Origin of the sequence: Pseudomonas sp. MWU13-2517, from assembly GCF_023242545.1 — a bacterium.
Classification (GTDB): Bacteria; Pseudomonadota; Gammaproteobacteria; order Pseudomonadales; family Pseudomonadaceae; genus Aquipseudomonas.
Window position 1 is genome coordinate 26,050 of the sequence record NZ_JALMFA010000007.1, and the last position, 12,961, is coordinate 39,010.

General features: G+C 61.2%; 13 protein-coding genes. 10 read left to right on the plus strand and 3 right to left on the minus strand.

Features of this window, described 5'->3' with window-relative positions:
- Positions 1-5: 5 nt before the first annotated feature.
- Together catC and catA are read left to right on the plus strand one after the other, a co-directional pair.
- On the plus strand, positions 6-296 hold the full coding sequence (gene catC, locus M5B97_RS11595; protein WP_123715913.1) for a muconolactone Delta-isomerase: 291 nt from the start codon (positions 6-8) through the stop codon (positions 294-296).
- 41 nt (positions 297-337) lie between these two features.
- Positions 338-1,267 carry a catechol 1,2-dioxygenase gene (gene catA, locus M5B97_RS11600; RefSeq protein ID WP_123715914.1) on the plus strand — a complete coding sequence of 310 codons (930 nt, stop codon included), beginning with the start codon at positions 338-340 and terminating at the stop codon, positions 1,265-1,267.
- A gap of 61 nt (positions 1,268-1,328) precedes the next feature.
- Here catA and M5B97_RS11605 read toward each other — a convergent pair whose 3' ends face one another.
- Entirely contained in the window at positions 1,329-1,802 is a 474-nt protein-coding gene (locus M5B97_RS11605) for an Lrp/AsnC family transcriptional regulator (RefSeq protein WP_123715915.1), read from the minus strand.
- 144 nt (positions 1,803-1,946) lie between these two features.
- On the opposite strand from M5B97_RS11605, the gene kynU reads away from it, so the two are divergent.
- Both kynU and M5B97_RS11615 read left to right on the plus strand, forming a co-directional pair.
- Positions 1,947-3,197 carry a kynureninase gene (kynU, locus tag M5B97_RS11610; RefSeq protein WP_248731537.1) on the plus strand — a complete coding sequence of 417 codons (1,251 nt, stop codon included), beginning with the start codon at positions 1,947-1,949 and terminating at the stop codon, positions 3,195-3,197.
- Positions 3,198-3,299: 102 nt separating this feature from the next.
- A complete protein-coding gene (locus M5B97_RS11615; protein WP_248731538.1) occupies positions 3,300-4,706 on the plus strand; it encodes an amino acid permease in 1,407 nt (468 codons plus the stop codon).
- On the opposite strand, the gene M5B97_RS11620 is transcribed toward M5B97_RS11615, so the two are convergent.
- Positions 4,652-5,548 carry a LysR substrate-binding domain-containing protein gene (locus tag M5B97_RS11620; RefSeq protein WP_248731539.1) on the minus strand — a complete coding sequence of 299 codons (897 nt, stop codon included), beginning with the start codon at positions 5,546-5,548 and terminating at the stop codon, positions 4,652-4,654. The genes M5B97_RS11615 and M5B97_RS11620 overlap by 55 nt on opposite strands.
- 82 nt (positions 5,549-5,630) lie before the next feature.
- Here M5B97_RS11620 and M5B97_RS11625 point away from each other — a divergent pair, with 82 nt between their 5' ends.
- From M5B97_RS11625 to M5B97_RS11640, 4 genes are all read left to right on the plus strand, one after another.
- The gene (locus M5B97_RS11625) at positions 5,631-6,395 is read left to right on the plus strand and encodes a sulfite exporter TauE/SafE family protein (RefSeq protein ID WP_248731540.1); all 765 of its coding nucleotides are present in this window, start codon (positions 5,631-5,633) and stop codon (positions 6,393-6,395) included.
- A 44-nt stretch (positions 6,396-6,439) separates the two neighbouring features.
- Complete coding sequence (locus M5B97_RS11630) at positions 6,440-7,336, plus strand: LysR family transcriptional regulator (RefSeq protein WP_134660245.1); 897 nt, start codon at positions 6,440-6,442, stop codon at positions 7,334-7,336.
- 104 nt (positions 7,337-7,440) lie between these two features.
- Positions 7,441-8,334 (plus strand): NAD-dependent epimerase/dehydratase family protein, encoded by an 894-nt coding sequence (locus M5B97_RS11635; protein ID WP_248731541.1) that lies wholly within the window; start codon positions 7,441-7,443, stop codon positions 8,332-8,334.
- A 193-nt stretch (positions 8,335-8,527) separates the two neighbouring features.
- Positions 8,528-9,973: a SulP family inorganic anion transporter gene (locus tag M5B97_RS11640; protein WP_248731542.1), complete on the plus strand. Its 1,446-nt coding sequence runs from the start codon at positions 8,528-8,530 to the stop codon at positions 9,971-9,973.
- 123 nt (positions 9,974-10,096) lie between these two features.
- On the opposite strand, the gene M5B97_RS11645 is transcribed toward M5B97_RS11640, so the two are convergent.
- The gene (locus tag M5B97_RS11645) at positions 10,097-10,477 is read right to left on the minus strand and encodes a lysozyme inhibitor LprI family protein (protein ID WP_123715923.1); all 381 of its coding nucleotides are present in this window, start codon (positions 10,475-10,477) and stop codon (positions 10,097-10,099) included.
- Between the two features lie 247 nt (positions 10,478-10,724).
- Here M5B97_RS11645 and M5B97_RS11650 point away from each other — a divergent pair, with 247 nt between their 5' ends.
- Both M5B97_RS11650 and M5B97_RS11655 read left to right on the plus strand, forming a co-directional pair.
- On the plus strand, positions 10,725-12,074 hold the full coding sequence (locus M5B97_RS11650; RefSeq protein WP_248731543.1) for a gluconate:H+ symporter: 1,350 nt from the start codon (positions 10,725-10,727) through the stop codon (positions 12,072-12,074).
- Positions 12,075-12,100: 26 nt separating this feature from the next.
- Positions 12,101-12,961 (plus strand): MurR/RpiR family transcriptional regulator, encoded by an 861-nt coding sequence (locus tag M5B97_RS11655; protein WP_248731544.1) that lies wholly within the window; start codon positions 12,101-12,103, stop codon positions 12,959-12,961.

Sequence of the window (12,961 nt, forward strand, 5' to 3'; positions counted from 1 at the left end):
CTGCCATGTTGTTCCACGTAAAAATGACCGTAAACCTGCCGTTGGACATGAACCCCGAACGCGCAGCCGGCCTGAAGGCCGAAGAGAAAGCCCTGGCGCAGCGCCTGCAACAAGAGGGCAAGTGGCGCCACCTGTGGCGTATCGCCGGGCACTACGCTAACTACAGCGTGTTCGATGTCGACAGTGTGCAGGCGCTGCACGACCTGCTGATGCAATTGCCGCTTTTCCCCTACATGACCATCGAAGTGAACGCCCTGTGTCGTCACCCATCGTCGATCCATGAGGACGACCGTTAAGCCTGTTCCATACCGAATAACTACAAGATGAGGAGTGCACCATGTCCATCCGACTTTCCCAGACTGCCCATGCTCAACAGTTTCTCGAAGAAGCCAGCGGTAACCTCAATGATGGCGGCAACCCGCGCACCAAGACTCTGATTTACCGCATCCTGCGCGACACGGTGAACATCATCGAAGACCTGGAAGTGACCCCGGAAGAGTTCTGGAAGGCGGTCAATTACCTCAATGAGTTGGGCAAAAATCAGGAGGCTGGTTTGCTCGCGGCCGGCCTTGGCCTTGAACATTACCTGGACCTGCTGATGGACGCTGCCGATGAGCAGGCGGGCAAGTCCGGCGGCACGCCGCGTACCATCGAAGGCCCGCTGTATGTGGCCGGAGCGCCGCTGAGCAAGTACGAAGCGCGGCTGGATGATGGCCTGGACGACGCGGTGCCGTTGTTTATGCGCGGTCAGGTACGCGACACCCATGGCAAGCCGCTGGCGGGGGCGATTGTGGATGTGTGGCAGGCCAATACCGGCGGCACTTATTCGTGGTTCGACCCTGCGCAATCGGAGTTCAACCTGCGCCGGCGCATCGAGACCGATGCCCAGGGCAACTACCGTTTTCGCAGTATTGTGCCCTCCGGCTACGGCTGCCCACCGACGGGGCCGACTCAGCAACTGCTCGATCAACTGGGGCGTCATGGACAGCGGCCGGCGCATATTCATTTCTTCATTTCGGCGCCGGGGTACCGGCATTTGACCACGCAGATCAACCTGTCGGATGACCCGTACCTGCATGATGATTTCGCCTACGCCACGCGGGATGAGTTGATTGCCGAGATTCGCTTCAGTGACGACCAGCAACTGGCGCGGGAGTTGGGTGTGGAAGGGCGGTTTGCGCAGATTGATTTTGACTTCGAGCTGCAGCCTGCGGCTGCGCCGGTAGAGCAAAAGCGCATGCAGCGCGTGCGTGCCCTGGAAGACTGAACGCGGTCAAAAATGTGGGAGGGGACAAGCCCCCTCCCACATTTGATCTGTATTGTCGCCGTTATTTGCGGATGACCAGGTCCAGCACCTCATCCCGATCCTTGATCTTCTGCAGCACGATCTCCGAACGTATATCCATCACCCCAGCCGTGCGGTTCAGGTGGTTCACGATGAAGTCCGAAAAGTGTTTGAGGTTGCGCGCCTGCACCCGCAACACATAGTTGCTCGCCCCGGTAATCACATACGCACTGGCCACTTCCGGCCAGCCCTGCACCTTCTTGATGAATGTCTCATGCCAGTCCTCCACATCCTGGCGCAGCGACAGGTGCACGATGGCCTCCAGTTCAATGCCCAACTGCTCGGCATTCAACACCGCACGGTAGCCGCTGATGATTCCCTCGCTTTCCAGCAGGCGCAGACGGCGCAGGCAGGCCGAGGGTGACAGGGCGACTTTTTCCGCCAGTTCCTGGTTGCTGATACGGCCATCCAGTTGCAGGAAATGCAGGAGGCGCAGGTCGGTGGCGTCGAGAATCATGGTTAGAATAAATCCGCGTGTTTGGGCGTTAAATTCGAATTTCCTACAGCTTAATTAGCCTGTTGCACGCCACTTTGCACGAAAATTCTCTAAAAGTTCGTTCATTATTTGGTCAGTCGTCACTTATAAAAATCAGGACAACCCATGACCACTCGAAGCCACTGCCAAACCCTCGATGCCGAGGATTCACTTGCCCCGCTGCGAAGCCGGTTCGCCCTGCCTGCGGGGGTGATCTACCTCGACGGCAACTCTTTGGGCGCCCGCCCGGTGGCGGCCCTTGAGCGTGCGCAACAGGTGATTGCCGAGGAATGGGGCGATGGTTTGATCAGCAGTTGGAACAGCGCCGGTTGGGCGCAACTGTCACTGCGCCTGGGCGATCGCCTGGCACCGTTGATCGGCGCAAAACACGGCGAAGTGGCGATCACCGATACCACCTCCATCAACCTGTTCAAGGTGCTCAGCGCCGCGTTGAGCGTGCAGCGCCAACGCCAGCCTGAGCGCAAGGTGATCGTCAGTGAGGCGAGCAACTTCCCCACGGATTTGTATATCGCTGAGGGCCTGGCCGAGTTGCTGCAGCAAGGCTATTCCCTGCGTCTGGTGAACAGCCCGGAAGAGTTGCCCCAGGCCATCGACCAGGATGTGGCGGTCGTGATGCTCACCCACGTCAACTATAAGACCGGCTACATGTATGACATGCAGGCACTCACTGCCTTGAGCCATGAATGCGGCGCGCTGAGCATCTGGGACCTGGCGCATTCGGCGGGCGCGGTGCCTGTCGACCTGCACCAGGCCGGCGCCGATTACGCGATCGGCTGCACCTACAAGTACCTCAACGGCGGGCCGGGCTCCCAGGCGTTTGTCTGGGTCAACCCGGCCTTGGTGGATGTGGTGCGCCAGCCGTTGTCGGGTTGGTTCGGGCATACCCGACAGTTCGCCATGGAGTCGAGCTACACACCCAGCGTCGGCATCGCGCGTTATCTGTGCGGCACCCAGCCGATCACCTCGCTGGCCATGGTGGAGTGCGGCCTGGAGATTTTTGCCCAGACCGATATGGCCAGCCTGCGTAAAAAATCCCTGGCGTTGACCGACCTGTTTATCGCGCTGGTCGAAACCCGCTGCGCTGCCCACGGCCTGGTGCTGATCACGCCGCGTGAGCATGCCCGGCGTGGCAGCCATGTAAGTTTCGAACACCCTGAAGGCTACGCGGTGATCCAAGCGCTGATCGCCCGTGGTGTGATCGGCGATTACCGCGAACCGCGCATCATGCGCTTTGGTTTTACGCCGCTTTACACCCGCTTCACCGAGGTCTTTGACGCCGTGCAGATCCTTGGCGAAATCCTCGATAACGGCACTTGGGACCAGCCGCAATTCAAAGTCCGCAACAGCGTTACCTGAGTAAACGCAGAGTAAAAATGTGGGAGCGGGCTTGCTCGCGCCCGCAGGGACAGTGTGTTAACCAAAAAACAGTGCAATCACAATAATAAAGGGGCACGCCACGTGACTACGCCAGACCACGGCTTTGCAGAGATCACCCACCGCGAACTGGGCCTGAGGCGCCAGCTCACCTCCGGCCAGATGAGCATGATCGCCATCGGTGGCGCCATCGGCACCGGGCTGTTCATGGGCAGCGCCTATGCCATCGGCTATGCCGGGCCCAGCGTGCTGGTGAGCTACGCCATCGGTGCATTGATCACCTTGCTGTTGATGGGCTGCCTGGCGGAGATGACGGTGGCCCACTCCACCTCGGGTTCCTTCGGCGCCTACGCCGAGTTTTATATCAGCCCGCTGGCCGGGTTTCTGGTGCGCTATGCCTATTGGGCGGCAATTGTGCTGGCGGTGGGCGCCGAGGTCACGGCGGTGGCGATGTACATGAAGTACTGGTTCGCCAATGTGCCGGAGTGGGTGTGGATCGTGTCGTTTTCCAGTGTGCTGATCCTGCTCAATGCGATCAGCGTGAAGACCTTCGGTAACTTCGAATACTGGTTCTCGACGATCAAGATCAGCGCCATTGTCGGCTTCATCATCCTTGCGGTGTACGTGGTGTTCGGCTCCGGCAACCCGGAATACGGCGTGCACAACTACACGTCTCACCACGGGTTTTTCCCCCATGGTCTGAGCGGAATGTGGATTGCGGTGATCGTGTCGATCTTCAGTTATTTGAGCGTGGAGATGATCGCCGTGGCCGCCGGTGAAGCGGCCGATCCCGAGCAGGCGGTGAAAAAGGCCTTTCGCGCGACCATCGTGCGCCTGGTGGTGTTCTACCTGCTGACCTTGGCCTTGATGCTCGCCATCGTGCCATGGAGCCAGGCCGGGCAAACCCAGAGCCCGTTCGTCACGGTGATGCAGACCATCGGCATTCCCGGCGCAACCGGCGTGATGAATTTCGTGATCCTGATCGCGGCGTTGTCAGCGATGAACAGCCAGCTCTACATCACCACGCGCATGATGTTCAGCCTGTCGCGCGCAGGGTTTGCGCCCAAGTCCATGGGGGCGTTGAGCAAGAGCGGCATTCCGCTGAATGCCTTGCTGTTGTCCAGCTCGGGGATCGCCTTGGCGACCTTGTTGAACGTGGTGTATCCGGAAAGCTCGTTCACCCTGATGATGGCGATCTCGATGTTCGGTGCGATCTTCACCTGGTTCATGATCTTTCTCACTCACCTGTTCTTCCGTCGCCATCGCCAGCGTCATGGCGGGCCGAAGCTGTCGTTCCAGTTGCGGCTGTTTCCCTACAGCACCCTGCTGGGCCTGCTGCTGATGGGGGCGGTAATGATCACCACGTACTTCACCGAGGCGTTCAAAATGACGCTGGTGTTCGGCGTGCCGTTCCTGCTGATTCTGTCGGCGGTGTACTACGGGTTTTTCCGCAAGGGCAGGGCCAGCGCGTCGAACAAGGCCCTGGCGTAACCCGGTAGATGGTCGAACGAGCGCGCGCATAACAACAGCTGTCGACAGGCCCATTCTTCGCGCAAGGGTTGGGCCTTGAAGCGGCGCTCTGATGGCCAGCGATCCAGGGCGGCCTGAGGCACGATGCCCAGGCCGGCGCCCCGGGCGACCATGCGCATCACCCCATCAAACCCCTCGGCGCGGATGCGCGTCTGCAAGCGAAAGCCGCTGTGCAGTGCCTGTTCCTCCAGGTAAACCGCCAGCGCGCTGTTGGCGGTCAGGCCCACGAAGTCGTGTTGCAGGCTGTCGATAAAACTCACGGTGCCGGCTGCCAAGGGATGATCAAGGGGCAGGATCAACACCAGCGGGTCATCGCGAAACGGCAGGGTTTGCAGGCCGTGGGTATCCACTGCGTCGGAGATGATTCCCAGGTCTGCCGTGCCTTGGCGCAACGACTGGGTGATGCGCAGGCTCGGCAGTTCCTGCAGGTCGATATCGAGGTTGGGATGTTCGCGCAAAAAGTCCGCGAGCAATTCCGGCAGGTATTCGCTCCGGGCCGTGGTGTTGCACAGCAGGCGCACCTGGCCCTTAATCCCCTTGGCGTATTCCGCCAGGTCCTGTTGCAGGTGCTCGGCCTGTTGCAGCAGCAGGCGGGCATGTCGGGCCAGGGCCTTACCGGCGGCGGTGGGGGTGACACCGCGACGGCCGCGCTCCAGGCACTCGATACCCAGCGACGCTTCCATCGCGCGGATACGTGCGCTGGCCGCCGCCAGGGATAAATGGCTGCGCGCCGCGCCTGCGGTGATATTGCCGGTGTCGAGGATATGCAGGTAGAGGCGCAGGTTGATCAGGTCAAAGTGCATGGCGTGTGCCTAAAGCAAAACAAGAGTCTGCCTCAGTATATGGCGAATTTTCGGCCTGATCGAAAAGCGCCACAATCGTCCCATGACTACTTTCCTCGCGTTTTACCAGAATGCAGGCCCAGCCTTGACTGTACTGGTGGTCGGCACGTTTCTACTGGCCGGTACCGTCAAGGGTGTGATTGGCCTTGGCCTGCCCACCGTAGCCATGGGGCTGCTCGGGCTGGCTATGTTGCCGGCGCAGGCTGCGGCGTTGCTGATCGTTCCTTCGATGGTCACCAACCTCTGGCAGTTGGCCTTCGGCGGCCACTTGAGTGACTTGCTCAAGCGCTTGTGGCCGATGCTGCTGCTGATTTTCCTCGGCACCGGGCTTGGCACGCTGTGGCTGGGAATGGACGGTGGCCATGGGGCGGTGCGTGCGTTGGGCTGCGCGTTGCTGGTGTATGCGCTGAGCGGATTGTTCTTGCCCACGTTCAAGCTGAAGCCTGCGACCGAACGTTGGCTGGGCCCGCTGTGTGGGCTGATCACCGGCGTCATAACCTCGGCCACCGGCGTCTTCGTGATTCCTGCGGTGCCGTATCTGCAGGCCTTGGGCCTGGGCCGCGATCAACTGGTGCAGGCGCTGGGGCTGTCGTTCACCGTGTCCACGCTGGCATTGGCGGCCGGCATGGCCTGGCGTGGCACGTTAGGCGGTGGGGAAATCAATGCGTCGCTGTTGGCGCTGCTGCCCGCGCTGTTGGGGATGTGGCTCGGCCAGCTGTTGCGCCAACGGATCAGCGCCGGGCTGTTCAAACGCGTGTTTTTTGTCGGCATGGCGCTGCTGGGTGGGCATTTGCTGATTGGCGGTTGAATCGCTCGGTGTAAGCTGCGCTGACCCGATAGAGAGGACAGCCTGTGAAAGCCCGATCCGATGAGCTACAAACCTTCGTCAGCGTGATTGAGTGCGGCTCGATTTCTGCCGCGGCGGAGCAGATCGGGCAGACGCCGTCGGCGGTCAGCCGCACCTTGTCGCGCCTCGAAGCCAAGCTCGGCATCACCCTGATCAACCGCACCACGCGGCGCATGGACCTGACCGAAGAGGGCAAGTACTTTTTCGAGCAGGCCAAGGTGATCCTGGCGCAGATGGATGAGCTGGAGGAGCGCCTGTCGTCACGCCAGAAAAAACCCGCCGGGCGTTTGCGCATCAATGCTGCCGTACCGTTCATGCTGCATGGGATCGTGCCGTACATCGCCGAGTTTCGCCGCCTCTATCCCGAGATCCAGTTGGAGCTGAACAGCGATGACCTGATCATCGATCTGCTGGAGCAGAGCACCGACATCGCCATCCGTATCGGTGCGTTGGCCGACTCGACCCTGCATGCCCGCTCACTGGGCTGGTCGCCGCTGCACATCCTGGCCAGCCCCGCCTATCTCAAGCGGTACGGTACGCCGAGCACGGTGGCCGAATTGGCGGATCACACGTTGTTGGGGTTCACCCAGACCGAAACCCTCAACCACTGGCCGCTGCGTCATGTGGAAGGCGACCGCTGGCTGATCCAGCCCGGCATCGCCGCTTCCAGCGGTGAAACCCTGCGTCACTTGGCGCTGGAAGGGCAGGGCATTTGCTGCCTGTCCAATTTCATGACCATCGATGACATCAACGCCGGGCGCCTGGTGCCGGTGCTGGAGGCGTTCAACAGCGGTTATCGCCAGCCGATCAACGCAGTGTTTTACCGCAACTCGCAATTGGCGTTGCGCATCCAGTGCTTCCTGGACTTTATCCAGGCCAAGCTGGCGCGGTATGCCCGCTGATTCGTGACTTGAGCGCAAGAGTGAATTGGGCGAAGGGGACTTATTCGACAAGGATGGGCCGCTGATACTGGCTCCATCACTTACCCCCGTCAGGAGCACACTCCATGAACGTATTCGTAACCGGTGCAGCCGGTTTTATCGGCGGCTCCATCGCCACCGGCCTGGTCCAGGCCGGCCATGCCGTGACCGGTTTGGTGCGCAGCGCCGAACAGGCCGCTGAAATGACCGCCCTGGGCATCACCCCAGTGATCGGTACCCTTGATGATGTCGCTATCCTGACCGCCCAGGCCCGGCAAGCCGATGCGGTGATCAACGCGGCCAGCAGCGATCATCGTGGTGCGGTAGAAACGTTGCTCGCCGCCTTGAAGGGCTCGAACAAGCCCTTCCTGCACACCAGCGGTTCGAGCATTGTCGGTGATGCGTCGGGCGGCAAGGCCAGCGATGTGATCTATTTCGAAGACAACTTGCCCGAGCCGACGGTCGACAAGGCCGCGCGCGTGGCCATCGACAATCTGATCCTGGCGGCCGCCCAGGACGGCGTCAACTCGGCGGTGATCTGCAACACCCTGATCTACGGCCACAGCCTGGGCGTGAAGCGTGACAGCGTGCAATTGCCGCGCTTGCTCAAGCAGGCACGCAAGAGCGGGGTGGTGCGCCATGTGGGCCCGGGGCAGAACATCTGGTCCAACGTGCACATTGAAGACGTGGTGGCGCTGTACCTGCTGGCGCTGACCAAGAATGTACCGGGCACGTTTTACTTTGTGGAAAGCAGCGAAGCGGCGTTTGTCGACATGACCAGCGCCATCGCCGAAGCCCTCAAGCTGGGGCAACCCCAGGATTGGCCATTGGCCGAGGCTGAAGCCGAGTGGGGTTATGAAATGGCCAACTACGGCCTGGGTTCCAACAGCCGTGTGCGCGGCAAGCATGCCCGTGAACTGCTGGGTTGGGTGCCCAAGCGTACGTCGGTTGTCGAGTGGATTCGTCACGAGATGGCCTGATGTTCGCTTGATACCGGGCCGCGCTCATCGGGAGCGAGCCCCTCCCACATTTGCCTGCATTCCAACGGTGGAACTTGGTCAAATGTGGAAGGAGCTTGCTCCCGATAGCAGCGACTCCACCTTCGAGACTATCCCCACCCGACTCAATTCCGTACCATTCCCCGCCTTATCCCCCGCAATGCCCTGGTACCTCATGAACCTCACCCGTCTGCGCGCCGATACCCTGGCCGGCCTCACCACGTCTTTTGCGCTGTTGCCCGAATGCATCGCCTTTGCCCTGGTGGCCCACCTCAACCCGCTGATGGGGCTCTACGGCGCCTTTATCATCTGCACCCTCACCGCATTGTTCGGCGGCCGGCCGGGTATGGTTTCGGGTGCGGCCGGCTCGATGGCAGTGGTGATCGTCGCATTGGTGGTGCAGCACGGCGTGGAGTACCTGCTGGCGACGGTGTTGCTGGGTGGGCTGATCATGATTGCCTTTGGCCTGCTGCGCCTGGGCAAGCTGGTGCGCATGGTGCCGCATCCGGTGATGCTCGGCTTCGTCAACGGCCTGGCGATCATCATCGCGCTGGCGCAGTTGGAACACTTCAAGAGCGGTGACACCTGGCTCAGCGGCACGCCGCTGTATGTGATGACGGGCCTGGTGCTGCTGACCATGGTCATCGTCTATCTGCTGCCACGCCTGACCCGCGCCGTGCCGCCTGCATTGGTGGCGATTCTAGGCGTGGGCCTGGCGGTGTACCTGCTCGGCCTGCCTACGCGAACATTGGGCGACATGGCCCACATCGCCGGCGGCCTGCCGACCTTTGCGCTGCCGCACGTCCCCTGGTCCCTGGAAACCCTCGGCATCATTGCGCCCTATGCGTTCCTGATGGCGATGGTCGGCCTGCTGGAAACCTTGCTGACCCTGAACCTGACCGATGAAATCACCGAAACCCGTGGCTACCCGGATCGCGAAAGCGTGGCCCTGGGCGCGGCGAACATGGTCTCGGGGCTGTTCGGTGGCATGGGCGGTTGCGCGATGATCGGGCAAACCGTGATCAACCTCAGCTCCGGCGGGCGTGGGCGCTTTTCCGGGGTGTTTGCCGGGGTGATGATCCTGCTGTTCATTCTGTTCCTGTCACCGTTGATCGAGCGCATTCCGCTGGCGGCCCTGGTGGGCGTGATGTTCGTGGTGTCCCAGCAGACCTTCGCCTGGGCGTCGTTGCGGGTGATCAACAAGGTGCCGCTCAATGATGTGCTGGTGATTCTTGCGGTGACCGTGATCACCGTGTTCACCGACCTGGCGACCGCTGTGCTCTGCGGCATTGTGATTGCGGCGCTGAACTTCGCCTGGCAACAGGCGCGTGAACTGTACGCCGATGAGCATCTGGAGGCCGATGGCAGCAAACTCTATCGCCTGCATGGCACGTTGTTCTTTGCCTCGACCACGCCGTTCCTGAACCGGTTCGACCCGGCCAACGACCCGGCCCAGGTCACGCTGGACTGCCGTCACCTGAGTTTCGTCGATTACTCAGCGATTGCCGCGCTGATGACCTTGCGTGAGCGCTACACCAAGGCCGGCAAGCACTTGCGGGTGCTGCATCTGTCGGAGCGCTGCAAGAAGCTGCTCAAGCGCGCCAAAGTTCACCACGACTGAATCTCCTGTAGGCGCTCGCTCGCGAAAATCGTCAAGGATGACGCGGGTATCCTGAATGCACGCGGTGCTCCCAGGTTTTTCGCGAGCCAGCTCGCTCCTACGGGGAGAGGGTGTTGCCATGCCTTATGGCCCGACCAGGTCTTCCAGTTCCTGGGCACGGGTCTGGGTCATGTCCACCACGCAGCCGGAGCCATTGACCTGATCAATGGTGCCGCCGGTGGCACTGCCTGCAAAGGCGCAATTGGCATCGCGGTATTTTATCCACAGGCGCTGCACGTCTTGCAGTTGCTGTTTGCGCGGGCCGTCCTGGGCCGCGAGCGCAGTCTTGTAGGCTTTGTTCAGGCGCTCGTCCTGCACTTTGGCGGCCTGGGTATTGCAGCCGACCATGTCGGCGGTGGTGTTGGCGTTGTCCATGCACTTTTTCAACATGGCGTTATCGGCGGCCGAAGCGGTGCCGCACAGGGCAAGCAGCAGGGCGCCGGCAGCGAGGGATGGGCGAATCATGGTCGGTTTTCCTGAGCGTGAGTGGATGCGCATTCTATGACTGGAGGCTGGCGCCTGAGTTTCGACGTTCTCTGATCTTCATGTAAGAACACCCCCTGAATTTTCATGCACGGGTGTTGGGCATGTCCCAACGCGACGGCGCTTATCCGTGGGCGAAAATTACTTTCACAAAAATTGAAAATGCTACCGGGTAATGATTTATGAGTTTCACAACCTATTCGACGTGACCCTTTCCAAGGAGTACCGCATGGCCGCATCACCGGGCTTCGGGCTATTGGCATACGCTGCCATCGCCATCATTGCGTTGATCGTGCTGATTGCACGTTACCGACTCAATCCATTTATCGTCATCACCTTGGTCTCCATCGGTCTGGCGCTGATGGCCGGAATGCCGGCGGACACGATCATGGGGTCGTATGAAGCGGGCGTCGGTAAAACCCTGGGGCATATCGCACTGGTGGTGGCGCTGGGCACGATGCTCGGCAAGATGATGGCCGAATCCGGTGGCGCCGAGCAGGTGGCGCGTACGCTGATCAATCGCTTCGGCGAGCGCAACGCTCATTGGGCGATGGTGTGCATCGCGTTCCTGGTGGGGCTGCCGCTGTTTTTCGAGGTCGGGTTTGTGTTGCTGGTGCCCATCGCGTTTACCGTGGCAAGGCGAGTGGGCGTGTCGATCCTGATGGTCGGCCTGCCGATGGTCGCCGGCCTGTCGGTGGTGCATGCGCTGGTGCCGCCGCATCCAGCGGCGATGATGGCGGTGCTGGCGTATAACGCGTCGGTGGGGCAGACCGTGCTGTATGCGATTTTGATCGGTATTCCGACGGCGATCATTGCGGGCCCGGTCTATGCCAAGTTCATCGTGCCGCGTATTCACCTGCCGGCGGAGAATCCGCTGGAACGCCAGTTCATCGAACGCGAACCACGCACCCGCTTGCCGAACTTTGCCCTGACCATGGGCACTATCCTGTTGCCGGTGGTGTTGATGATGATCGGCGGCTGGGCCAACGTGATTTCCACGCCGGGTACTGGGTTCAACCAGTTCCTGTTGTTTATCGGCAACTCGGTGATCGCGTTGCTGGTGGCGACGTTAGTGAGTTTCTGGACCTTGGGCCTGGCCCAAGGCTTCAATCGCGAATCGATCCTCAAGTTCACCAACGAATGCCTGGCGCCGACCGCCAGTATCACGTTGCTGGTGGGCGCGGGCGGCGGCTTGAACCGCATTTTGGTGGATGCCGGTGTTACTAACGAAATTCTTGGCCTGGCCCACGCGTTTCATCTGTCGCCGCTGGTGATGGGCTGGTTGTTTGCCGCGCTGATGCGGATCGCCACGGGGTCGGCCACGGTCGCAATGACCACCGCGTCGGGTGTCGTAGCGCCTGTCGCGATGGGCCTGGGTTATCCACACCCGGAATTGCTGGTGCTGGCGACTGGTGCCGGCTCGGTGATTTTTTCCCACGTTAATGACGGCGGCTTCTGGCTGATAAAGGAATACTTCAATATGACGGTGATCCAGACCTTCAAGACCTGGACCGTGCTGGAGACCCTGATCTCCGTGGTCGCTTTTGGCCTGACCTACGGCTTGTCTGTTGTTTTATGAGCCTCATCCTGTAACCCGGAGCCCCCATGGACATCCTCTACCAGATCCGCGCCCGCCAGGACTCCTTCAGCGCCGGCGAAGGGCGTATCGCCAGGCTGATGCTGGACGACGTGGGCTTTGCCGCGTCCGCCAGCCTGGAAGAGTTGTCCCAACGGGCCGAGGTCAGCACGGCGACCTTGTCGCGTTTTGCCCGCAGCGTCGGCTGCCGTGATCTGCGTGACTTGCGCCTGCAGCTGGCCCAGGCCAGCGGGGTGGGCAGCCGCTTTCTGGACCCGTCCGGGCTGCCGGAGCAGTCGGCCTTTCATCGCCAGATACTCGGCGATATCGAAGTCACGCTGCGTCAGCATCTGTCGGGTTTTAACCAGGCGAGTTTTGTCGATGCGGTCAGCGTGCTGGGCAAGGCGCGGATGATTCACGCATTCGGTATGGGCGGCCCGTCGAGCCTGTGCAGTGACGAGTTACAAGTGCGACTGGTACGCCTGGGCTATCCGATTGCCGCCTGCCATGACCCGGTGATGATGCGTGTCACGGCGGCGACGCTGGGGCCGGAACAGGCGCTGATCGTCTGCTCGCTCACCGGCCTGCCCCCTGAACTGCTCGACGTAGTCGCACTGGCGCGCAACTACGACGCGCGGATTATCGCCATCACCCTGGCCAACTCGCCGTTGGCACAGTTGGCGGACGTCGTGTTGCCGCTGCAACCGGCCGAAACCAGTTTTATCTACAAGCCCACCGCGGCGCGCTACGGAATGCTGCTGGCCATCGACTTACTCGCCACCGAGCTGGCGTTGGTCCAGCCGGACGACAACCAGGAGCGCCTGCGCCGGATCAAGCTGGCCCTGGACGATTATCGCGGCGGCCCCGACAGCCTGCCGCTTGGAGATTGA